This is a genomic window from Alcanivorax sp. (genome assembly GCF_002726155.1).
Taxonomy (GTDB): Bacteria; Pseudomonadota; Gammaproteobacteria; order Pseudomonadales; family Alcanivoracaceae; genus Alcanivorax.
Genome location: NZ_PBSH01000049.1, coordinates 13256 through 36786 on the forward strand (window position 1 = coordinate 13256; position 23531 = coordinate 36786).

At 55.6% G+C, this 23531-nt stretch carries 20 protein-coding genes; 17 read left to right on the forward strand and 3 right to left on the reverse strand.

Going from position 1 to position 23531, the window contains the following annotated elements:
* Positions 1-14: 14 nt before the first annotated feature.
* Complete coding sequence (rpoZ, locus tag CL546_RS14870; RefSeq protein ID WP_290496368.1) at positions 15-278, reverse strand: DNA-directed RNA polymerase subunit omega; 264 nt, start codon at positions 276-278, stop codon at positions 15-17.
* A gap of 150 nt (positions 279-428) precedes the next feature.
* Positions 429-1052: a guanylate kinase gene (gene gmk / locus CL546_RS14875; protein ID WP_290496370.1), complete on the reverse strand. Its 624-nt coding sequence runs from the start codon at positions 1050-1052 to the stop codon at positions 429-431.
* A 100-nt stretch (positions 1053-1152) separates the two neighbouring features.
* On the opposite strand from gmk, the gene doeB reads away from it, so the two are divergent.
* The 15 genes from doeB to CL546_RS14950 all read left to right on the forward strand — a co-directional run bounded on the left by doeB (position 1153) and on the right by CL546_RS14950 (position 21454).
* Positions 1153-2142, forward strand: coding sequence for a N(2)-acetyl-L-2,4-diaminobutanoate deacetylase DoeB (gene doeB, locus CL546_RS14880; RefSeq protein ID WP_290496372.1), 990 nt, complete (start codon positions 1153-1155; stop codon positions 2140-2142).
* Between the two features lie 18 nt (positions 2143-2160).
* Positions 2161-3846 (forward strand): dihydroxy-acid dehydratase, encoded by a 1686-nt coding sequence (gene ilvD, locus CL546_RS14885; protein ID WP_290496374.1) that lies wholly within the window; start codon positions 2161-2163, stop codon positions 3844-3846.
* Between the two features lie 680 nt (positions 3847-4526).
* Positions 4527-5747: a branched-chain amino acid ABC transporter substrate-binding protein gene (locus CL546_RS14890; protein ID WP_290496376.1), complete on the forward strand. Its 1221-nt coding sequence runs from the start codon at positions 4527-4529 to the stop codon at positions 5745-5747.
* An 82-nt stretch (positions 5748-5829) separates the two neighbouring features.
* Entirely contained in the window at positions 5830-6771 is a 942-nt protein-coding gene (locus CL546_RS14895; RefSeq protein WP_290496378.1) for a branched-chain amino acid ABC transporter permease, read from the forward strand.
* Positions 6768-8033, forward strand: coding sequence for a branched-chain amino acid ABC transporter permease (locus CL546_RS14900; RefSeq protein WP_290496380.1), 1266 nt, complete (start codon positions 6768-6770; stop codon positions 8031-8033). Before CL546_RS14895 ends, CL546_RS14900 begins: the two co-directional genes overlap by 4 nt.
* Entirely contained in the window at positions 8030-8776 is a 747-nt protein-coding gene (locus CL546_RS14905; protein ID WP_290496382.1) for an ABC transporter ATP-binding protein, read from the forward strand. Before CL546_RS14900 ends, CL546_RS14905 begins: the two co-directional genes overlap by 4 nt.
* Positions 8776-9471: an ABC transporter ATP-binding protein gene (locus CL546_RS14910; protein WP_290496384.1), complete on the forward strand. Its 696-nt coding sequence runs from the start codon at positions 8776-8778 to the stop codon at positions 9469-9471. The genes CL546_RS14905 and CL546_RS14910 overlap by 1 nt, the downstream gene beginning before the upstream one ends.
* 420 nt (positions 9472-9891) lie before the next feature.
* A complete protein-coding gene (gene hsdR, locus CL546_RS14915) occupies positions 9892-13413 on the forward strand; it encodes a type I restriction-modification system endonuclease (protein ID WP_290496386.1) in 3522 nt (1173 codons plus the stop codon).
* 223 nt (positions 13414-13636) lie between these two features.
* The gene (locus tag CL546_RS14920; protein WP_286791879.1) at positions 13637-13825 is read left to right on the forward strand and encodes a hypothetical protein; all 189 of its coding nucleotides are present in this window, start codon (positions 13637-13639) and stop codon (positions 13823-13825) included.
* Between the two features lie 308 nt (positions 13826-14133).
* Positions 14134-15261, forward strand: a complete 1128-nt coding sequence (locus tag CL546_RS14925) for a Fic family protein (protein WP_286791881.1) — start codon at positions 14134-14136, stop codon at positions 15259-15261.
* An 8-nt stretch (positions 15262-15269) separates the two neighbouring features.
* Positions 15270-16976, forward strand: a complete 1707-nt coding sequence (locus CL546_RS14930; protein WP_290496391.1) for a class I SAM-dependent DNA methyltransferase — start codon at positions 15270-15272, stop codon at positions 16974-16976.
* The gene (locus CL546_RS14935) at positions 16973-18454 is read left to right on the forward strand and encodes a restriction endonuclease subunit S (protein ID WP_286791884.1); all 1482 of its coding nucleotides are present in this window, start codon (positions 16973-16975) and stop codon (positions 18452-18454) included. Before CL546_RS14930 ends, CL546_RS14935 begins: the two co-directional genes overlap by 4 nt.
* A gap of 3 nt (positions 18455-18457) precedes the next feature.
* Positions 18458-19339 (forward strand): hypothetical protein, encoded by an 882-nt coding sequence (locus CL546_RS14940; protein ID WP_286791885.1) that lies wholly within the window; start codon positions 18458-18460, stop codon positions 19337-19339.
* Positions 19332-20282 carry a DUF5655 domain-containing protein gene (locus CL546_RS14945; protein ID WP_286791886.1) on the forward strand — a complete coding sequence of 317 codons (951 nt, stop codon included), beginning with the start codon at positions 19332-19334 and terminating at the stop codon, positions 20280-20282. The genes CL546_RS14940 and CL546_RS14945 overlap by 8 nt, the downstream gene beginning before the upstream one ends.
* Before the next feature lie 8 nt (positions 20283-20290).
* Entirely contained in the window at positions 20291-21454 is a 1164-nt protein-coding gene (locus CL546_RS14950; protein ID WP_286791887.1) for a hypothetical protein, read from the forward strand.
* A 740-nt stretch (positions 21455-22194) separates the two neighbouring features.
* Here the strand turns inward: CL546_RS14950 and CL546_RS14955 are convergent.
* Entirely contained in the window at positions 22195-22359 is a 165-nt protein-coding gene (locus CL546_RS14955; protein ID WP_290496394.1) for a hypothetical protein, read from the reverse strand.
* Between the two features lie 446 nt (positions 22360-22805).
* Between CL546_RS14955 and CL546_RS14960 the strand changes: the two genes are divergently transcribed.
* Both CL546_RS14960 and CL546_RS14965 read left to right on the forward strand, forming a co-directional pair.
* A complete protein-coding gene (locus CL546_RS14960) occupies positions 22806-23093 on the forward strand; it encodes a helix-turn-helix domain-containing protein (RefSeq protein ID WP_155137861.1) in 288 nt (95 codons plus the stop codon).
* Positions 23083-23531 (forward strand): HipA N-terminal domain-containing protein (locus tag CL546_RS14965; protein ID WP_290496398.1); only part of this gene is annotated, 449 nt, incomplete at its 3' end. The genes CL546_RS14960 and CL546_RS14965, both read left to right, overlap by 11 nt.

Here is a 23531-nt window from a genome sequence, read left to right on the forward strand (position 1 = left end):
GACGAAGCCGGCAATTACTCGCCGAAAGACTGCGTCAGCAGGGCCAGCTCGTCCACGTCGGCGCTGCGATCCGCAATCGGGTTGTCCACGGATTCGGCAGTCACATGGCCTTCGGCGATTTCACGCAGGGCCACTACGGTGGGCTTGTCGTTTTCCCAGGCTACGCGAGGCTCTTTGCCGCCAGTTTGCAGTTGGTGGGCGCGCTTGCCGGCAACCAGCACCAGCTCAAAGCGGTTGTCCAGTTTTTCCAGGCAATCTTCTACGGTAACACGGGCCATGCTGTTCTCCTGACAAGCTGACGGGGCCGGTTCGACATGAGCGGGCTCCGCCTGATAATTCGCAAGGGGGCGATTTTACGGGCCAAGGGCGGGGCAAGTCCAGTGCGAGCCGCTGAACGGCGCCGCCTGGGCGTGCCCGGGGCGGGGGAATCAGCGCGGCGCGAGCAGATTTTGCAGGGTGGCGGCCTGGCGGGCGGATTGCCGGGTTGTCACCAGCCGGCGTGCTTCGACGATGGCTTCCAGCTCATACAGGGCGCGCTGGAAATCATCATTGACCACCAGGTAGTCGAATTCGCCGTAGTGGCTCATTTCGTCCTGGGCGCCGTCCAGGCGTTGCTGGATCACGGTTTCATCGTCGGTTTCCCGGCCCCGCAGGCGGTCGGCCAGAATCTCCAGCGACGGCGGCAGGATGAAAATGCTCACCGCATCCGGCAGCTGCTTGCGGATCTGGGTGGCGCCCTGCCAGTCGATCTCCAGAATCACGTCATCACCGCTGCGCAGGGTCTGGGCCACCCAGTCGGCGCTGGTGCCGTACAGGTTGCCAAAGACTTCGGCGTGCTCCAGAAACCGGCCCTGTTCTACCTGGCGGACGAAGCTGTCGCGGTCGGTGAAGTGGTAGTTCACCCCGTCTTCTTCACCGGGGCGCATGGCGCGGGTGGTGTGCGATACGGAAATGCGTACCCGGGCAAGCTTGTCGACCAGGGCGGCGACTAGGCTGGTCTTGCCGGCGCCGGACGGGGCGGAAATGATGTACAGCGTGCCTTTGTCGGCCATAAAAAGAATGTCCTGTTCGCGATCCCGGTAAAGCGCGCATTATAGGCGTAAAGACACGGGTGCGTCATATGCACCCCGACCCGGAAGGTACAGGCCCACTATGCAAGACAGCGCCATTAGCGCCACGGTGGATTTCCATCAGGATGGCGTGCAACACGGTTTCCTCAAACTCCCGTATTCCCATGATCAGTCGGCCTGGGGCAATGTGATGATCCCCGTTACGGTGATTCGCAACGGCGAGGGCCCTACGGCGCTGCTCACCGGAGGCAATCACGGCGATGAATATGAAGGCATCACCGCCTTGCTCAAGCTGGCCAATCGGCTCAAGGCGGCGGACATCGCCGGTCGGGTAATCATTGTGCCGATGATGAACCATCCGGCGGTGCAAAACGGCACGCGTACCTCCCCGCTGGATGGCGGCAACCTGAACCGGGCCTTTCCCGGCAACCCGGCGGGCACCCTCACCGAAAAAATCGCTGACTACTTTACCCGCTATCTGGTACCGCTGGCTGATGTGGTGCTGGATATGCATTCCGGCGGGCGCACCCTGGACCTGCTGCCTTTTGCTGCAACCCACCGCATGACGGATGAGGCCTTCGGCGCCCGCTGTCTGGCCGGCGCCAGTGCTTTCGGCGCGCCCTATACCCTGTTTATGGCCGAGCTGGAGGGCGCGGCCCTGTTCGACAGCGTGGTGGAGGCCCAGGGGCGAGTGTTCATCAGTACCGAGCTGCGTGGCGGTGGCACTACCACTCCAGCCACCGTGGCGCTGGCTGAGCAGGGCGTGGATAACGTACTGCGCTTTGCCGGTATCCTGCCCGGTGATCCGGCGTCGGTGGCGTCGCAGGGGTTGGAGATCCCCGGCGCAGACTATTACCGTGTCAGTGAGCATCGCGGGTTGCTGGAATTTGCGGTGGCGCTGGGCGATTGGGTGGAGCAGGGTGATGTGCTCGCCCGCGTGCATGCTATCGATCGCACTGGTGAGCCACCGGTTGAGTATCTGGCGCCCTTTGCGGGTATGTTGATTGGTCGCCGCCACCCGGCGCGGGTGGATATTGGTGACACCTTTGCCGTGCTGGCGGTGAAGCGTTAATTGGAATCAGGAGAGGTTATGAGTGACTCACAGGGCGATCCCCGTCGCCGCCATTCAGCGAAGGTCGTTGACGGTCCCGGCAAATCGGCCAGCCGGGCCATGTTGCGGGCGGTGGGGTTTACCGATGAGGACTTTCACAAGCCCCAGGTGGGTATTGCCTCCACCTGGAGCCAGGTGACCCCGTGCAACAGCCATATCGGTGAGTTGGCCGAGCGGGCCTGTGAGGGCGCGGACGGCGCCGGCGGCAAAGGGGTGATCTTCAATACCATCACCATTTCCGATGGCATCGCCAACGGCACCGAAGGGATGAAGTATTCGCTGGTGTCCCGCGAGGTCATTGCCGACTCCATTGAAACGGTGGCGGCCTGCGAAGGGTTTGATGGCCTGGTGACGCTGGGCGGCTGTGACAAGAACATGCCCGGCTGCCTGATGGGCATGGCGCGGCTGAATCGCCCCAGCGTGTTCGTCTACGGTGGCACCATTATGCCCGGCAAGGGCCACACCGATATTGTCTCCGTGTTCGAAGCCATGGGTGCCCATTCCCGGGGCGACATGGACCTGATCGAGCTCAAGCAGATCGAAGAAACCGCGATCCCCGGCCCCGGTTCTTGTGGCGGCATGTACACCGCCAACACCATGGCCTCGGCCATCGAAGCACTGGGCATGAGCCTGCCCGGCAGCTCCGCACAGAACGCGGTGTCCGAAGCAAAGCGGGAAGACTGCGTGCGGGCCGGTGCCGCTGTATTGAAACTGCTGGAACAGGACATCAAACCGTCCGACATCATGACCCGCGCAGCGTTTGAAAATGCCATCACCGTGGTGATTGCCCTGGGTGGCTCTACCAATGCGGTGCTGCATTTGATTGCCATGGCGCGCACCGTGGGTGTGGCACTGTCACTGGATGACTTTACCGAGATCGGCAAGCGGGTGCCGGTGCTGGCGGACCTGCGCCCCAGCGGCCACTACATGATGAGCGAGCTGGTGGCTATTGGCGGCATTCAGCCGCTGATGAAAATTTTGTTGGAAGCGGGTTTGCTGCACGGCGATTGCCTGACCGTCACCGGCCAGACTCTCGCGGAGAATCTGGCTGATGTGGCGCCGTACCCGTTGGAACAGGAAATTATCGCGCCGTTGTCTGCACCGCTGAAAGCGGAAAGTCACCTGCGCATTCTTTACGGCAACCTGGCCCCGGACGGTGCGGTGGCCAAGATCACCGGCAAGGAAGGAACGCATTTTTCCGGCCCGGCCCGGGTGTTCGGTTCAGAAGAGGAGGCCCAGGCACGGATCAACGATGGCACGGTGGTATCCGGTGATGTGGTGGTGATTCGTTACGAAGGGCCCCGCGGTGGGCCGGGGATGCGTGAAATGCTCACGCCTACCTCCGCCATCATGGGTCGAGGGTTGGGTGATGCGGTGGCGCTGATCACCGATGGCCGCTTCTCCGGCGGCAGTCACGGCTTCGTGGTGGGTCACATCACGCCGGAAGCATTTGATGGCGGCCCGTTGGCGCTGGTGGAAAACGGTGATCGAATCACCATTGATGCGCAAGAGAACACCCTGGTTGTGGATCTTTCCGATGCAGAGCTGGCGCGTCGCCGGACCAGCTGGCAGCAGCCGGCACCGCGCTATACACGTGGCGTGTTGGCCAAATACGCACGGCTGGTCGGCTCCGCCAGCCAGGGCGCCCTGACGGACCAGGACTGATTCATCAGAGAGCGTTGAGTGTCTCCGTCGGCTTGAGGTTCTCTCAAGCCGACACAGCCCTTTCATTGCTGCTTTGCCGCTTCCCGTTTTCTGTGACGGTTTGCGCCATTGTTTCGATACCTCTTTCTTTTTTCCCTTTTTCTTTCCCCAATTCGCACACCGCTGTCTGGTTTGTTGTGTGATCCGCATTGCGGGCGGCGCATCGAAGTGTGTGGTTTGGTTACACTAAAAATTTAAACGTTCGTTTTAAATTTTCTGCAGAATTTTACTCATAAATAGCGGTGTATTAACCCTGTTCATGGTGGTGCCAGATTGCGGCCAAAACGGGAAACTAAAATGCTATTTTTGTATATTTCTCGATTGCGATTTTCCTTCCCATTTAGATCATTGGTTTGGTTTTTCAAATAAAATCAGTTGTTTACTGGTTTTATTTCCCTGTTTTTCAAAAATAAAAAAATAGTCCGAAATTCCCTGCACCAGCCGGTAGACAGCAGGAAAATGGCTGATACATACTCGTGAGTATGTGGAAAGAGATGGCGGAATACCTTGTTCCGCCTCCTGAAAAAAAGAAAAGAGAAAGACCGTTATTGGCAGCAATAACGCATAAAAAAAGATAAGCGTGTGCGCATTGCCAAGGTGCCATTGTCGCCTTGGCAATAACAACAAACAGGGAGAGCAACATGATGAAAATGTTTCTGGCCGGTGTGGTATCAACGTTGTTGATGGCAACGGCTGCCCAGGCAGCAGAACCGGTAAAGATTGCATTGATTGATCCGCTCAGCGGGCCCATGGCTGCAGCAGGTCAGCCCGCTTATGAGCATCTGAAATTTGCTGCTGAGCGAATCAACGCCAATGGCGGAATGAATGGTCATCCTGTGGAAATCGTCGGTCTGGACAACAAGCTGAGCCCTCAGGAGAGCCTGGTCCAGTTGCAGAAAGCCATGGATGACGGCGTGGACTTTATTACCCAGGGCAATGGTTCTGCCGTGGCGTCAGCCCTGATTGCGAGTATCGAAAAACATAATCGGCGTAATCCTGGCGAAGAACGTTTGTTCCTGAATTACGCAGCGGTGGACCCGGCCTTTACTAACGAGCGCTGCTCATTCTGGCATTTCCGTTTTGATGCCAATTCCGACATGAAAATGAATGCCCTGACCGATTACCTGGCTGACCAGAAAAATATCAAGAAAGTGTATCTGGTTAACCAGGACTATAGCCATGGCCACTCAGTATCCAAGCAGGCACGCAGGATGCTGAAAGAAAAGCGGCCGGATATTGAAGTGGTGGGTAACGATTTTCACCCGCTGGCAAAAGTGAAAGATTTCACACCCTATATTTCAAAAATTCAGGCTTCGGGTGCCGATGCCGTGATTACCGGTAACTGGGGGCAGGACATGACCCTGTTGGTAAAGGCTGCTGCGGACTTTGGTCTTGATGCGCCGTTCTTTACCTACTACGGGGCTAGCTCTGGCGTAGTGACACAGTTGGGTGATAAAGGCGTTGGCCGTCTTTATCAAATCAATGAGTACTATGGTGATTTCGAAGACCCGGAAATGGCGCAGCGCCAGTTGGATTTTTATAAAAAAGCCAACTGGGATTTTTACTATCTACGGCTGAGCAATATGCTCGATATGCTCAAGAAAGCCGCCGACCAGGAAAAGAGCGTAAACCCGGTTGTTATCGCGAAAGCGCTGGAAGGTATGACCCTGACCAGTACCACTGGTGAGTTGCTAATGCGTGCGGAAGATCACCAGATCCAGTTGCCCATGTTTATCTCGGTGATGGACGACGAAATGAAATACGGCGCCGAAGGCACCGAGTTCAACTTCCACAAAGTGGCGCGCATCGAACGTGATGACGTAACGCTGCCCACTACTTGCCGAATGCGTCGCCCGAAATAAACGTCGGAAAGAGCGCAATCGATTGACCTTGTTGGATTGAGTCGAAGCAGCTGCATTTTGCGGCTGCTTCAGGAGCTTTTGCATGCTCGAAATTATTATTTTTTCCACGCTGAACGGCATTTTGTACGGCTTGTTGCTGTTCATGCTGTCCAGCGGTTTAACGCTGATTTTCTCCATGATGGGCGTATTGAATTTTGCCCATGCCAGTTTTTATATGCTCGGTGCCTATGTGGCGTACAGCTTGGGGATGGTGGTGGGCTTCTGGCCGGCCCTGTTTCTGGCGCCTCTGATTGTGGGGCTGTTGGGCGCCCTGGTTGAAAAATACGGGCTGCGCCGTGTCCACGAAAATGGCCATGTGGCCGAGTTGTTATTCACCTTCGGGTTGGCCTACGTGATCAACGAACTGGTGCAGTTGATCTGGGGGCCGGTGTCGGTGGCCTACCGTGAACCGGCTTACTTGCGCGAGCCACTGTTCACCCTGATGGGCACGGACTACTCCATTTTCCGCGGCGGCGTGATTCTGATTTCCGCAATGATGCTGGTGGCGCTTTGGTACCTTCTGAAGAAAACCCGTGTCGGCTTGATGGTGCGGGCCTCGTTAACCCACGGAAATATGGTGGGCCATCTGGGCCATAACGTACCGCGCCTGTTTATGGGGGTGTTTGGTTTTGGTTGTGCGCTCGCTGGTCTGGCGGGGGTAATGGGTGGCCCATTGCTGGCCACTGAGCCGGGCATGGCAGAAAGCCTTGGGCCTATTGTGTTTGTGGTGGTGGTTGTGGGCGGCATGGGGTCCCTGTTGGGGGCGTTCTATGCGTCGTTGCTGATCGGCCTGATCCAGACTTTCTTTGTGGCCATGGATGCTTCCGTGGGTGATTTGCTCAATGGCATTGGCATGAACGTGGACCCTTACGGAGAGATCACAGGCATCACTCTGGCCAGCATGGCGCCAATGACGCCCTTTATTCTGCTGGTACTGATTCTGATTTTCCGCCCACGCGGCTTGATGGGGGAGCTTGAGCCATGAATGAAGCAACCGTAGTGGCAACATCGTCTCCGTCCATGCCCTGGCGCTCGCTGATGCCCTGGGCGATCAGTTTGGCGGTCATGGCTGTGTTGCCGTTTTTGTTTGATGGCGGCACCGCCTTCACGCTGATGAACGTGATCGGCATCAATATCGTGTTCGCCATGTCCTACAACATGTTGTTGGGGCAGGGTGGCATGTTGTCGTTTGGCCATGCGGTGTTCTTCGGCATGGGCAGTTACGCAGCCATGCATGCCATGAACGCCATCGATGAAGCGAGCTATACCGGTGAAGGTTTCTGGGCGCATATCCCGGTGGTCAGTATGCCCTTGGTGGGCATGATCGCCGGCGGGCTGGTGGCGCTGGTAATCGGTTGGCCATTCTGCCGCCGGGCCGGTACCGCCTTTGCCATGATTACTCTCGGGTTGGGGGAGCTGGTCGCCGCAGCCGGACAAATGTTCCCGTCCCTGTTTGGCGGCGAAGCCGGTATCTTTGCCAACCGCATGGTCGGACCACAATGGTTCGGGATGGAGCTGTCCAGCGCCCGGGATGTGTACGGGTTTATCGCTTTCTGGACCCTGCTAGCGGTGGCCGCCATGTGGGCGTTCACCCGCACGCCGCTGGGGCGCATGTCCAACGCGGTGCGTGACAACCCGGACCGGATGGCCTTCATTGGTTATCAGCCGCGCAATATTCGCTATCTGATCTTTATCGCGTCGGGGGCGTTTGGTGGCCTGGCCGGAGGCATGGCAGCGGTGAACTACGAAATCATTACTCCGGAGTCCCTGGGGCTGATTCCGTCCGGGATGGCATTGCTGATGGCTGCCGTCGGTGGTCTGGGCGTGTTCTATGGCCCCATCGTTGGCGCCATCGTGGTGACCCTGATCAATTCCATGCTCAGTGATTACACCGATGCCTCGATTCTTTATGTGGGGCTGATTTTCCTGAGTATTGTCATGTTCGCCCCGCGCGGGTTGGCCGGTGGTATCGAACAGGTGCGTGTGGCCTGGCGCCAGGGCGAGCTGACGGCGTGCCTGCCGGGCTGGCTAGCGGGTGCAGCGGCGGTGTTGTTGATTGCTACGGGGCTGTCTCTGGCAGTGGAGCTGCTGTTTCACTGGCGTCACGGTAGCGACGGGATCAGCCAGTTTTTTGGCATGGCACTGAATGAAACCAGTGTGTGGCAATGGGCGGCCGTAATCGCGCTGGTTGCCTCCGGTGTCGGGCTGATGCGCGCCACGCAAACCCTGCGGGAGAGTGCACAATGACCGCGTTATCCATCAAGAATTTACGCAAGAGTTTTGGCCCGGCCGACATCATTCGGGGTGTCAACCTGGAGGTGAACACCGGTGAAGTCCATGCGGTGATTGGTCCCAACGGCGCCGGTAAATCCACGTTCTTTAATCTGTTATCCGGCGCCTTGCAGCCCTCCAGTGGTGACATGGCCTTGAACGGTGCACGCATCAACGGCCTGTCGCCGGACAAGATCCAGCAGCTGGGGCTGTCGCGTTCGTTTCAGGTGAGCAATGTGTTCGTCAACATGTCCGTGTTCGAAAATTTACGTTGCGCCTGCATGAAAAACAGTAAAGCCGGTTATGTCTTCTGGCGGCCGGCCGCCGGCATTCGCCAGGCCAATCAGCGCGCCGAAGAGGTGCTGGCACTGATTGGCCTGCAAGCGCTGCGAGACGTGCCCGCCGGCGCGTTGCCCTATGCCAGCCAGCGAGCACTGGAAATCGGCATGACCATTGCCTGCGATGCACAGGTGGTACTGCTGGACGAACCCACCGCCGGTATGAGCAACACCGAAACCGAACAGGCCGTGGGCATGATCCGCAAGGTGGCCGCTGGGCGCACCTTGATGATCGTGGAGCATGACATGGGCGTGGTATTCGAACTGGCCGACCGTATTTCCGTACTGGTCTATGGCGAAATTATCGCCACGGGCACCCCGGAACAAATTCGCAATGACCCCAAGGTAAAAGAAGCCTATCTGGGTGAGGAGGCCGCCTGATGTTGGAGGTACAGGATCTACATGCCTATTACGGTAAAAGCCATATCTTGCAGGGGGTGAATTTTTCGCTGCAGGAAGGTGAAGTGGTGTCGTTGCTGGGGCGAAACGGCGTGGGCCGGTCCACCACGGTGAAATCCATCATGGGTGAAGTGCCACCGGCGGGCTCCATCCGTTTTCGGGGTACGGAAATTGCCGGCCTGCCCAACCACAAAATTTCGCGGCTGGGGTTGGGGTATGTCCCGGAGGATCGGGATATTTTCCCTACCCTCACGGTGCGACAGAACCTGGAGTTGGGCCTGAAAAATCCGCGCAAACCCGGTAAGTGGACTGTGGAAAAAATGCTCGAGATGTTCCCCAATCTGGCGCGCCGCGAACACTCCCCGGCGGGGGTGCTGTCCGGCGGTGAAAAGCAGATGCTCGCCATGACCCGCACCCTGATGGGCGACCCGTCCCTGATCATGATCGACGAACCCACCGAAGGCCTGGCCCCACTCATCGTCAAACAAATCGCCGACCTGATTTCAGAAATCGCCAACGCTGGTGTCTCCATCCTGCTGGTGGAGCAGAAACTCTCCATCGCCATGGACATCTCCCACCGCGTCCTGGTCATGGGCCACGGTCAGATCGTATTCCAGGGCACCCCGGACGAACTGCGCAACGATGACGCCGTGCGCAAGGAGTGGTTGGAGGTGTAAGGCGTTTCGGTTGTCCCCGATCTTCTTGCCTGGCAAGAAGATCGGGGCCGTCAGTGTGCCTAATTCCCGAGGGGCGGCCTATGCCCACCTTCGGAGCCTCCCTGCCTGTGCTCCAGCCGCAGCCGTTTATCGCAACCACAGTAGGAGCGCCACTTGAGGCGCGAACCCCTAACCCTGAATAAACGCCCCAGCCCCAATAGCCGCGCCAATTACCCGGCAAGGCCGCTCATGAAAAAGTGCTAATTGGCCCTAGATCTCCCGTCAAAACGTGATAATGTCCACAAAAATAATGAATAAGCTTCAATGCGAGCGAATAAGGTGTCTGAACCTCCTGGCGTTTCAGTGAGCCGGGCGGTGTAGGACGCTAGCTCATTGCATCAATGGTCACTGTCGGCACCTAAAAAGGATTTGGGGACAACATTGAAACAGGGAACCACCTCAACCAACTTCGATTTCCTGCAAGAGCACGATCCACTCTTCGTGGAGCTGGCCGCGTCGGCAGAACGGGCCTTTGCCAGTGATCCGAACACCACTCTGATCAAGCTGCGTCAATTTGCCGAGGCCGTTACCCAGCATCTTGCGGCCCGTGCCGGTGTCGACTTTGATGAACAAACCTCCCAGGCTGATCTTCTCTATCGCCTGAATCGCGAGCTGCGTTTCGAGCCGGTGGTGCGTGAGCTGTTCCACACCCTGCGTATCGAGGGCAACAAGGCCACCCACCAGTTCCGCACCCAGCACCGCGAAGCCATGGATGGGCTCAAAGTGGCTCGCGCCCTCGCCATCTGGTTTCATCGTGCCTTTGGCAAGGCAGGCTCAGGCTTCAAGCCAGGCCCTTTTACACCACCGAAAGACCCTAGCGCCCAACAGCGCCAGCTGCAGGTGGAAATAGAAAAGCTGCAGCATGAATTGCAGGAGGCCAATGTCAGCCTGGATTCCAGCCAGCAGCTCAATGATCTGATCGCCAAGGAAAAAGCTGAATACGAAGCCCTGGCGCTGGCCATGGATGAAGAGTCTCGCGCCCTCGCCAAGCAGGCCGAAGCGCACGAAGCCGCGCTGAAGCAGCAACAGCAGGACTACGAGAAAACCATTCAAGGACTGCAGCAACAGCTTATAGAGAAAGGCGCACAGGCTGCCTCCAGCGAGATGCAGTACGTGGCTACCCAAACTCAGGCAGCCGGTAAAACCATCGTGCTGGATGAAGCACTGACGCGCGTGCTCATCGACAACCAGCTACAGGAAGAAGGCTGGGAAGCGGACAGCGAAGATCTCACCTACCAGAAAGGCGCGCGTCCGGAGAAAGGCCACAACCGCGCTATCGCAGAATGGCCAACCACCTATCAGGGAAAGAAGGGCCGTGCAGACTATGTCTTGTTCGCTGGTCTCACCCCCATCGCTGTTGTTGAAGCCAAAAAGGAAAACACCAATGTGGCGGGCAAAATCCGTCAGGCGGAACGTTACAGCAAGGGCTTTCAGATTGCGGCACCGTTAGTGCCCGCCTTCGAACTGTCAGGGCGCACCATCGCCTGGCCCGATGATAATGACGCGCACTACAACGTGCCCTTCGTCTATTCCTGTAATGGCCGCCCCTACGTGCCTCAGCTGGCAGAACAATGTGGCACCTGGTTCCGCGATGTGCGCTTCTCCAGCAATACCAAACGGCCACTGGAAAAATTCCACACCCCGGATGGCCTGCTCGACCTGCTCAAGCGCAGCAAGGAAAAGGCCGAACAGGCTTTGAAGGCTGAACCCTTCGGTTACCTGAAACTGCGCGACTATCAGGAAAAGGCAATCCACGCGGTAGAAGAGAGTCTGTCCAAAGATGCCCGCCGTGCCCTGCTGGCCATGGCCACCGGCACCGGCAAGACGCGCACCATCATCGGCCTCATGTACCGCTTCCTGAAAGCAGAACGCTTCAAGCGCATTCTCTTTCTGGTAGATCGCAACGCCCTCGGTCAGCAGGCCATGGATGCCTTCAACGAAGCCCCGCTGGAACAGAACCAGACCTTATCGAAGATTTATAACGTGGCCGAAATGGGCGACATGGCGGCGGAGGCGGAAACCCGCGTGCAGGTGGCCACAGTGCAGGCCATGGTCAAGCGCGTGTTCATGAGCGACACACCGCCGCCGGTGGATGCCTACGATTGCATCATCATCGACGAAGCCCATCGCGGTTACACCCTGGATCAGGAAATGACCGAAGGTGAACTGGCCACCCGCGATGCCAGCCAGTACCTGTCCAGCTATCGCCGGGTGCTGGATTATTTTGATGCGGTCAAAGTCGGCCTCACCGCCACCCCGGCCAAACACACCAGCGAAATCTTCGGCAAACCGGTCTATACCTATTCCTACCGGGAAGCCGTAGCCGATGACTGGCTCATCGACCACGAGCCGCCGATCCGTTATGAAACCCTGCTCACCCAGCAGGGCATCAAGTTCGACAAGGGTGCCAGGGTCAGCGCCATCAATACCCAGAGCGGTGCGGTGGAAGTTGCCGAACTGGAAGACGACGTCAGCTTTGACGTCGACACCTTCAACAAGCGCGTCATCAACGAAAACTTTAATCGGGTGATCTGCGAGCAACTGGCCAAAGAGCTGGACCCCTTTGATGACGAGAAGACCATGATCTTCTGCGCCACCGATCGCCACGCCGACATGGTTAAACGGCTACTCGACGATGCCTTCAAGGCAACCTACAACGGCGCCTACAACCAGGCTGCCGTGGCCAAGATCACCGGGCAGAGCGACAAGGTGTCCCAGCTCATCAGCCAGTACAAGAATGAGCGTTACCCCAATATCGCCATCACCGTGGATCTGCTCACCACCGGTATCGACGTACCCAGAATCTGCAACCTGGTGTTCCTGCGCCGGGTACGCTCGCGCATTCTCTACGAGCAGATGATCGGCCGCGCCACCCGCCGCTGTGACGACATCGGCAAGACTGTGTTCCGCATCTACGATCCGGTGGATATCTACGCCGCCCTGGACGACGTGAACACCATGAAGCCGCTGGTGAAAGATCCCCACATCACCCTGGAGCAGCTGGTCAACGAACTGGCCAACCCGGACACCCTGGAGCAAGCCCTCAACGCCCCCGGCGAACAGCAGGACGAAAGCCATGCGGATGTGGTGCTCAGCCAGCTCAGCCAGAAGCTCATGCAGGTACTGCGCAAGGCCGGGCAAAAAGCCGACACCAACCCCCAGGTCAAAAACAAGCTCAGCGAACTGGAGCAGCTCTGGGGCGTGGAGCCGAAAATCCTCCACAAGCACCTGCACGATCTCGGCCCCAAACAGGCTGCGGCTTTCCTTCAGCAGCATGGTGGCCTGGTCGATCAGCTGGCGGAAGTGAAAGTGCTGCTCGGCAGCGAGCGCATGCCGCTGATCTCCGATCACGAAGATGAACTGAAAGACCGCAGCCAGAGCTACGGCAAACATCAGCGGCCGGAAGACTACCTGGACAGCTTCACCACCTTTATCCAGCACCAGCTCAACGAATCCGCCGCCCTGGCGGTGGTGGTGAACAAGCCCCGCGACCTCACCCGCGAGCAACTCAAGGAAGTGCGCCTGCTGCTGGATAACAACGGCTACACCGAAGCCAGGCTGCAAAGCGCCGTGCGCAACCAGACCAACAAGGATATCGCCGCCAGCATTGTCGGCCACATCCGCCGCGCCGCCCTGGGCGAAGCCCTCAAGCCCTTCGAGCAGCGCGTGGCCGAAGCCATGGACCGCATCTACGCCCAGCACAGCTGGAACCCCAACCAGCTCAAGTGGCTGGAGCGCCTGGGTAAGCAACTGGTCCACGAAGTGATCATCGACCGGGACTTCGTCAACCAGCGCTTCGGCGAGCAGGGCGGCGTGAAAGCCCTGGATAAAGTGCTGGAAAATCAGCTGGATACGGTGCTGGATGAGCTGGGCGAGGCCATCTGGCCGCCAGTCAGCGCCTGATAATCCTCTGGCCCCTGTGGGAGCGGTCGTTCGACCGCGATTGGCCCTGTCTTGGCCCGATTTACTCTATATGTCGAAAAAAGGGCGATTTATCGACATATCGGAACAACATGTCGATGCCGTGGACATAAGTCATTCTTGAAATAAGGTGTGTCGTTATTACAACTAAGGCCACAAGTTGAAATAGCTGCCTCTCTTATTTTAACTTCCGAGGCGCGCCCCCATGCAGCGAGGACTCACCGGGCAATACACCAGTAGCGGCTTTGGGAGGCTCTGGCCGCCCTTGGCCGGCTGTCCGGATCTCATGGATGCCTTCGAACACCAGCTGGGGCTGGTGCGCGAAATGACCGGCCAGAAACGCAACCGCGTTTACGCCTACACCGCCTATATCGACATACTGAATCGGGACTGACCCCGACCAACAGCCACAGCGTCGATGCGCTCAGGAATTGGAGCAGTAAAGAGGCGGCAGGGGAGGGCTCTGCCTAAACCCCGGTTTTCTCTCTGTGTCGATGCCCTGAACATACGGGCCTTTTTGTATTGATTGTTGGTGTTATTTAATACACAAATGGCCTTGTGCATGAACTGCCATCCACAAACGTTGTTATATATTGCTTTTCTCTATTTTTAATACACAAGTAGTTTTGTGAATGGTAGAGTCAACACAAAGTCATTTATGAATGACATATTAAAGAAACTAATACGCTAGCGGCGGTGCCCATGGAACCCTATCGACCACAAGACCTGCCACTGGCAGACATCGACTACGCCCAGCTGATCACCCTGGTTGGCGAGGCTAATGCCAAGCTGGCGGAATACAGTGGCTTGCTGCAAGGCATTGTGAATCCTGCGGTCATGCTGTCACCGCTAACTCAGCAGGAAGCGGTGCTGTCCTCAAAAATCGAGGGTACTCAGGCCACCGTGGAGGAGGTGCTGGAGCGGGAAGCCGGCCAGAACTTCGATGATCGCAAGAACGAAGACATCAACGAAATCCTCAACTACCGCAAAGCCATGATGCTCTCCCAGGAGCATCTCAAGGATGGCAGGCCGATCACCCTCAACCTCTTGTTGCAGCTGCATGCCATCCTGCTTGATAGCGTGCGTGGGCAACACAAGGCGCCGGGTGAATTCCGCAGGGAGCAGAACTGGATTGGTCGTCCCGGCTGCAGTATCGAACAAGCCAGCTTCGTGCCGCCTAACCCGCTGCAATTGGAAAGCCACCTGCAGCAGTGGGAGCAATACCTGCAACACAATGATTTCGATGTGTTGGCACAGACCGCCATCGTTCATGCTCAGTTTGAGTTGCTGCATCCCTTCAAGGACGGCAATGGCCGTATTGGCCGCCTGCTGATACCGCTTTTTCTGTACGCCAGACAGCGGCTTTCCAGCCCCATGTTTTACCTGTCGGACTACCTGGAAGCCCACCGTGATGAGTATTACCAGCGCCTCTCGGCTATCTCCGCCGAAGGCGACTGGACCGGCTGGATTCAGTTCTTTCTGCGTGCGGTCATTCAGCAGGCGCGCACCAATCTGGATAGAGTCCGTCGCATCATGGCGCTCTATGAAGAAACCAAGGCGGCAATGGCAGATATCACCCACAGCCAGCATAGCCCCAAGCTGCTGGACGGCATCTTTGATCGTCCGATTTTCAGCGCGGGCGACTTTGCCCGGCGTACCGGTATTAACAAGCAGACCCTGCACGGCCTGCTGCGCCAGCTGGTTCAGGAAACCGGGCCGCTCATTATTCTGCAGGAAGGGCAGGGCCGCCGGCCTTCCATCTACGCCTTTCCTGCCTTGCTTAACATCTGTGAAGGGAGAGACATCTTCCCTGCCACCCAAAACGCATAAGGCTGACCATGACCAACAACGACATCGTCCAGAAACTCTGGAACCTCTGCGACGTCCTCCGCGACGACGGCATCAACTACTCTGACTACGTCACCGAGCTGGTGCTGCTGCTGTTTATCAAGATGGTTCACGAAACTTCAGATCTGCCGATGCTGGAAAAACACCTGCTCCCAGAAGGTTGTAGGTGGACCGATCTGAATCAGAAGTCGGGAATTAATTTGTTGAACGACTATCAAGCGATTCTCACTGCTTTGGGAACGGGAAAACGAACTATGGTCGATTCGAGTGATCCGACGAAGACCATAGAAGTGAAGGTTCATGATGATCCACTGATTACAGCTATTTATGCCAAGGCTCAGACTCGATTGAGCGAACCCCGCCATCTGGAACAGATGATCAAGACCCTGGACCAGATCGACTGGTTCAGCGCCCAGAAAGACGGCCTCGGGGATCTCTACGAAGGCTTGCTGGAAAAGAACGCCAACGAAACCAAATCCGGTGCCGGGCAATACTTCACCCCCCGCGCCCTGATCGATTCCATGGTGCGCTGCATCCGCCCGCAAATTGGCGAAACCATTCAGGACCCGGCCGCCGGCACCGCCGGCTTCCTGGTCGCGGCGGATCAGTACATGCGCGCCCAGACCGATGACTATCTCGATCTCAGCGCCAAGGACGCCACGTTCCAGAAGAACAAGGCCTTTATCGGCGTGGAACTGGTGCCCTCCACCCGCCGCCTGGCGCTGATGAACTGCCTGCTCCACGGCATGGAAGGCGACAAAGAGGGCGTGGTTCACCTCGGTAACGCCTTGGGTATGGTCGGCCAGGGCCTGGACAAGGCCGATGTCATCCTCGCCAACCCGCCCTTCGGCACCGCCAAGGGCGGGGAAGCCTCCATCACTCGCGATGACCTCACCTACAAGACCAGCAACAAACAGCTCGCCTTCCTGCAGCACATCTACCGCAATCTCAACCCCGGCGGCCGCGCCGCCGTGGTGCTGCCCGATAACGTGCTGTTCGAAGCCGGCGTCGGCACCGACGTCCGCCGCGACCTGATGAACAAGTGCAACCTGCACACCATCCTGCGCCTGCCCACCGGCATCTTTTATGCTCAGGGCGTAAAAACCAATGTGCTGTTCTTCACCAAGGGCAGCGCCAAAGACAAACTGCAGGAAGAAAACTGCACCGAAAACGTCTGGGTCTACGACCTTCGCACCAACATGCCCAGCTTCGGCAAACGCACCCCCTTCGGCGAACAACACCTCAAACCCTTCGAGCAGGTCTACGCCCCCGGTATGGACGATGCCGCCGTAGGAGCCTGCCTGCAGGCGATCCTTCACCCAGACAACCGCACCGAAGGCGAATACAGCTTCAACGCCGAAGAGATCGACCTCAGCGAAGACGCCAAACAAACCGACGAAAACCAGGGCGTCGACGACCAGCTCGTCCACAGCCGCTGGCGCTGCTTCACCCGCGAATGGATCGCCGACCATAAGGGTGACTCCCTCGATATCGCCTGGCTCAAGGACAGCGACAGTGTCGATGCAGCCAATCTTCCAGAGCCGGAAGTATTGGCAGGGGAGGCCATGGGTGAGCTGGTGCAGGCGCTGGGTGAGCTGGATGGGTTGATGCGGGAGTTGGGGGCTGGAGAGGAAGCTGATGGGCAGAAATTGCTAGTTGCTGAATGTTTTGGTTTGAAGGATGAAGAAAGGTCATGAGCCAAGTTAAGCCAGCGTTTTGGAACAGTTCTAGCATAGGAGAGCTGTGTGACTTGATTAATGGTAGAGCCTTCAAGACAACGGAATGGAGCGAAACAGGACTTCCAATTATCCGCATCCAAAACCTCAATAATCCTGATGCGAAATATAATCATTTTGATGGTGATCTTGCGGATAAGCATCGAATAGAAAATGGCGATTTGTTGTTCGCATGGTCGGGAACTCCGGGAACATCCTTCGGCGCACATGTGTGGTGCGGAGAAACGGCTGCGCTAAATCAGCATATTTTCAAGATCGATTTCAAAGAGTCATATATACATAAAAAATATCTTAGATATGCCATTAATCAGAAATTGGAGGAACTAATTTCTGGTGCGCATGGTGGTGTTGGATTGCGGCATGTTACAAAAGGGAAATTTGAGGCTGCAAAGATAGCGTTCCCCGCGCGAGCCGAACAAAAAGCCATCGCCGAAAAACTCGACACCCTGCTGGCCCAGGTAGAAAGCACCAAGGCCCGACTCGAACGCATCCCGAAAATCCTCAAACGCTTCCGCCAATCCGTCCTCGCCGCCGCCGTGAGCGGGAGGTTGACGGAGGGGTTTAATATAACTGATCAGGATTATTACCAGTCTATTGATGAAGAAATAATAGAAGATAGAAAGCTCGCTACGATCCCTCTTCCAAATGCAGAGGAGCTTGAGCTTGCGGTGAGTTTTTTTGATGGCGCAAGTTGGGACAGGTGGAAACTATATGCACTCGAGCAGCTTGTTGATAGTAAAAGAGGTATTCCATACGGAATCGTCCAAACAGGAGAGGCTCAGCAGGAAGGCGTGCCTACAATACGTTGTGGTGATGTTAAGCCTCTATACATAGAAAGCGATAATCTCAAAAAGGTCCTTCCTGAAATTGAGGATAAATACTCTCGAACAAGGCTAAGGGGAGGAGAGGTCCTGCTGGCTATTCGGGGGACGGTGGGAAATGCAGCAGTTATTGATGATAAGTTAGTTGCCAACCCAATAAATATTAGTAGAGAAGTAGCGATGATTCCTGTTAGAGGGAACATTTCATCGCGCTATGTGGCTCTGTTGTTGCAGTCTCCGGGTGGATACAGGGCACTTGCAGAGAAAACAAAAGGTGTTGCCCAAAGGGGTATCAATCTTTCTGACGTTAAACGTCTGGTCACACCGTTGCCAACCTTTAGCGAGCAAGCTGAGATCGTTCGCCGCGTAGACCAACTCTTCGCCTACGCCGACACCATCGAAACCCAGGTCAACAACGCCCTGGCACGGGTCAATAACCTCACCCAATCCATCCTCGCCAAGGCCTTCCGCGGCGAACTAACCGAACAATGGCGCAAGGACAACCCGGATCTGATCAGTTGCGAAAACAGCGCCGAAGCCCTGCTGGAAAAGATCAAGGCAGAACGCGCAGCGGCCAAGCTGGTGAAGAAAGCTAAAGCAAAGGTAAGAAAGGGGTAGGATGTGAGTTTTTTGAAAGATGGATCTTATGTGGCGTTTGATATTAGTGCGAAGAATGTGATTACTCGGCCAGCTCTTGCTGGTGCGTGGATTGAGGTTTATCTCAAGGGAAGGGTTTCCGATAATGGTATTAACGCTATTCCTCTATCTGGATCTCTTCAGATAAATGCTCAAGGCCCCCAGTTGCCGTGGCCTCGGTTCGATTTGTACCAGACGTACCAGCCGCAAGCCTTTAACGGAAATGAGACGCAAATCATATATGCCGGTCATGTTGGTTATCCTTTGCTGGAGGCCTTTGAGAAAGAGCGAGCAGGCAAGGATTTCTCAGTGCACATACAAGCTTCGCTGAGAGTGCATGCTCAGAATGGTGCTATAGAGGATTGGAACCTTAACGGTCATGAATCGCTACATAAGAATGTTCAGGAATGGGGGAATATTCTGTCTTCTGCAGGGTATAGGAAGTACCTTTTCCATGATTTATCGTTCCCGGCAGATGGCAGTGAAAGGGAAAATTCTGTCTATAGCCTACTGTATACGGCGAGAGCGCTTTTCGAATCAGGGTTATATAGGGAGTGCGTGGCAAGACTGAGGCAAGCGGAAGAGAGACTTCGCGAGCGTAGAAAGGACAAGAGGAACATTTTTTCAGCTATGGAAGCGTCCGCGTCAAATTCTAGAGCAGAGAAAGAGGCAATGACGCTGGATCAACGGCTTTTTTCGTTGAGAGGCCATATGCAGAATGTACTCCACTCAGCAGCCCATGAAGCAGAGCCGGATTCCTCGTTTACTCGTGAGAAGGCGAAGCTCCTCCTCATTACGGTATCGGCCATGGTAGAGCTATTTCCAGAGCCGACTGTCGATTTGGTCGCTGGAGAGAAAGATGAGTGACATCAAACTGTTCCAGCTCAAAGGCAATAGCGTAACCGAGCTTGCGGGCAGCGCGGTTAAGCTCGAAAAAGATCTTCAGCTTCATGTGGAGTCCAACATGGAGGTGCTGCTCGGCGTCCGCTTCCTGGCCAGTGAGTATGGCACTGGCAAAACCCATAAAGGGCGTATCGACTCCTTGGGGCTGGATGAGAACGGTTGCCCGGTGATCGTCGAGTACAAGCGCCACAGCAATGAGAATGTAATCAACCAGGGCTTGTTCTACCTGGACTGGCTGCTGGATCATCAGGCCGAGTTCAAGCTGCTGGTCATGGAGCAGATTGGCAGGGAGGTGGCTGAATCCATCGAATGGGGTGGCACTCGCCTGATCTGCATCGCCTCGGACTTCAACAAGTACGACGAGCACGCCGTCCAGCAGATCAATCGCAATATCGAACTAATGCGCTATCGCTACTTCGGTAGCGAGCTATTGCTGCTGGAATTGGTCAACGCCCAGACCGCCAGCGGTTCCCTGATTCCGACAACCTTGTCCCTTCAAACGAAACGTCCAGCGAAAACCAATAGCCGCAAAGACGGCAAGAGAAGTGGCGACAAATCCCAGCAAGAGCGACTGGAGTTGGCGTCCCCCGAGCTGCTCAAGCTCTATGACACGGTGTGCAGCTACATTGAGCAGCTGGGCGATGAAGTCCAGCGCAAGGAGCTCAAGCTCTACACTGCCTTCAAACGCATCCGTAATTTCGTCTCGCTACTGGTAATGCCAGGAAAAGATACGCGCCTAGTCATGTACCTCAAACTCCCCGGTTCATTGGGGGAAGAAAATAGCTTCAGCCGAGACATGAGCAGTATCGGCCATTGGGGTACGGGAGATTTGGAAGTGAATATCCGTAATGCAGAGGATTGGGAAAGAGCAAGGCAGCTTGTGGATAAAGCCTATCAGCAGAGTTAGTTCGAAGATTGAGCGATAAAATTATGGTTTCAATGGATGGAATGTTTTCGTCTCGCTTATTGAAGAGGTTGGCTTTGGGGCGAAAGCTGTCTTCCTTTCTGCATAATGAAGTAGGCATCAGAAGTAATGATGTACGTAAGGTTTTATCTTTGACAGCGAATGACTCTGATGCCGAAAGGTTAGTCGGAAAGATCGATGGTTACTGGCGCAGGAAAAGACAGGAAGCTGGCTTGAGTGCTCACCCAGAAGATAATAAAGAAAGGCTGCTTATCTACTCTCTCGTTTCTCATGTGCTGGCTTCGCACTCCTCATGCTATGAAGTGCTGATGGAAGAGGCTAAGTATATCGAGAATATTGAATTTTTACCCATTGCTTTGATGCTTGAGGCAGAGGTGTTTCATGATGGTTCTGATCTTGGTGAGGCTTTGAACGCAATAAGGAATGAGAGAAAAGAAGGTATAGTAAAAATAATAGATCCGGTGGCTCTCGATAACGAGTTTGTGACTGGGCCTTACCCGTCAGTATCTGACGTAAAATACGCTGATCTGAAAATAGATTTAATTTCGATTTTTGACAATTCAGTTCTGTCATGGCTGGCTTTGATGGATGTCTTGTTTCACAGATCAATTCCCGAGTTTGTTGATATAACGCCTGTTCCATGGTTTTTGAGATTGATGCCTCTTAACCCGGATTTCAAAGCCAAGACTTCCAATGCCAGGCTTATTGATATGTTGGCTTGTATATCATTCAGGAAGTCGCGACGTATCTGGCCAGATAAACCGCCAAAGACGGGTGAAATCACCAGTAACCCCGGGTTCTCATCGGCCTGGCGGAGAAATGATAAGCGGCTTGGGGCGTCTGATGAATCTGATCCGAATAAGGTTATCAGTCACTGGCGGGAGCCGGGCCGGAAGTTTTCTTTCGGTGACTTTGCAGGCCTATGGTCGGCGCTAAACCCGCAGGAAAATGTGGCCTCCATGCTCCCCTTGTTTTACGCCTCCAATATTTGGCAGGAGGTATTTTTCTCTCGTGAGAGAGAAGCCAATTTGATATTTAGACGGTGCCTTTTTAATAGATATGAATATTGGTGGAAGCTGCATCTGGCAGTTAGCCAGGAAGAAGGGTATGAAGCCGCTGAAGCCCCTCTCCCTGGCTGCATATCGCTGGTTTAGTGACTCGATATTTACCCGCTGGAACTGGTCAGATGCCAGCCATTGTCATTGGGGCATTCGTAGACGCGCAGATTTGGGGCTCCTTGCTCGGCTAGTATACTGGCACGCCTGTCTGCCCCTTTTCTTGTCTCATAAAGGCTTTTGGGTTCACCTGAAGCGCTGGTGCAGTAACCGCATGTTCGGCTTGGGGTGTGCCTGCTCTTGGGCGTCAGGTGCCAGTATCTGCATTTGGTGCAATCATAAGGAATTAGGTCGTTCCCATATATTGTGTTGATGTAGTTCGCTGCATCTTCAGCCTGAAATTCAAATTCATACTCAGTGAGCGGTTCGCCTCGCTTGCTCATGCAGGTCATGCTTTTGCTCGCCATATTTATGCTCCTTGTCTGCTGTTGAAGTAACAGAAAAGAGCTTAATTCGATTTAAAAAGCATTTTTCCCCATCTTTAGGACAGAGGCATGTAGGAAATGATTTGCCTGAATGCTCATCCGTTCACTTCTTCCATGCAGTCCGGCCCCACCTGTTGACGCATCACTCTTCTGTGTTGTTCCCTCAGTTCGGCTGATGCGCTCTGGGTCGAGTTGCTGTCTGGCTACCAGTATGGGGCTCGCTAACTTTGCCTGGGTTGGGAAATGACCTGTTACCAAGCCAGTGACTTTCTTGTTTGCATGCATGCCGGGGGCAGAGAGCCCCCTCGGAAGGGTGCGGATAGATGGCGCACCAGCAAGCGATGACAAGACGGGTCAGGATATTCGTTCAGCAAGCTGAACTTCCCACAAAACACCCTCTCCACCCAGCGGCAGCGTCACTCGATATTCTGGATCTGTTTGTTGGTTAAGAATTAAAAATACTTGAAAGTCAATTGGTTGCCTGTGTTTTTGCATGGCGGTTTTTGCTTTGCCCACCATGTTGCCCACCACTTTTAAGTCCTTGATTTAGCTTAATGAGCAAATACGCGGGGCCTTTTGGAGGAGGGTGGGTTGCTGAAAAGGCGGGGTCCACGTGCCCGGTATTTCAGGTCGTGACGATAGGGTTTCTGGTGAATGTATTCACTGGAGAGCAAGATGACAATTCGTTGGCGTTACCTGGATGGATGGCTGGTAGCTCATCATTAAGAAGGGTCGGAATTGAGGATCTGGGAAGCGGATTCTTCATTGGGCCCGGCGCTGGCCTTATTGCTGAATGAGGCTCCAGAACTCTCACGTCTATTAGTGCAGGGATTTGGCCAAAATTGCTGACGGCAGTACGATTCCTGGCCTTTGGTGCACTCGCGCGGCTTTCTTTGGGCATTATGGTGTCTATTTTGTCCATTAAATGCGAAAATTGGACAAAATAGTATCCATATAGGTGTGATATGGTCGCCCTACTTGACGATGCCGATGTCCAGCGGGCATTTGCCACCCATCTGCGACGTTTGCGCAAGCAGGCCAAGCTGTCTCGCGATGCGCTAGCTGCGCGTAGCGGTGTGCCAGCATCCACCATCAAGAAATTCGAGCTCACCGGCCAAATCTCGTTCCGGCAGCTGCTATTTCTCTGGCAGAGTCTGGACGATCTGCGTCGCCTGTATGCGTTGACTCGCAATTCCCTCAGCGAAGCTGAGTTGCCATCCAGTATCGATGAGGTGTTGAGCGATGACCTTTAAGCCGGTCCGCAAGCTGACGGTAACCCGCACGCTGGCAACGGGGCAGGCGGTGACGGTGGGTGTGCTGGCGCAGAATCGGCAGGGCGTCTTCTTTCAGTACGATGCAGATTATCTGGGGCGATATGGCAACCTCTCGCCCTTTGGCCTAAAGGCAACCACGGAGCTGCAGCTTGCTCCCAAAAGGCCGCACTCCGGCCTGCATGGCCTGTTCGGCGATAGTCTGCCTGATGGCTGGGGTTCCTTGCTGCAAGATCGTGTGTTCCGACAGCATGGCATTCTCCCTGCCCAGATCACCGCCATGGATCGCCTGGCGTTTGTAGGGGCTTCCGGGATGGGGGGCCTGTCATTCTCGCCGACCTCGGAATACCAGCTTGCCTCAACCGGCGACATCGACCTGGCGAAGCTGGGTCTGGAGGCGCAGGCGTTTTTTGACGGTCA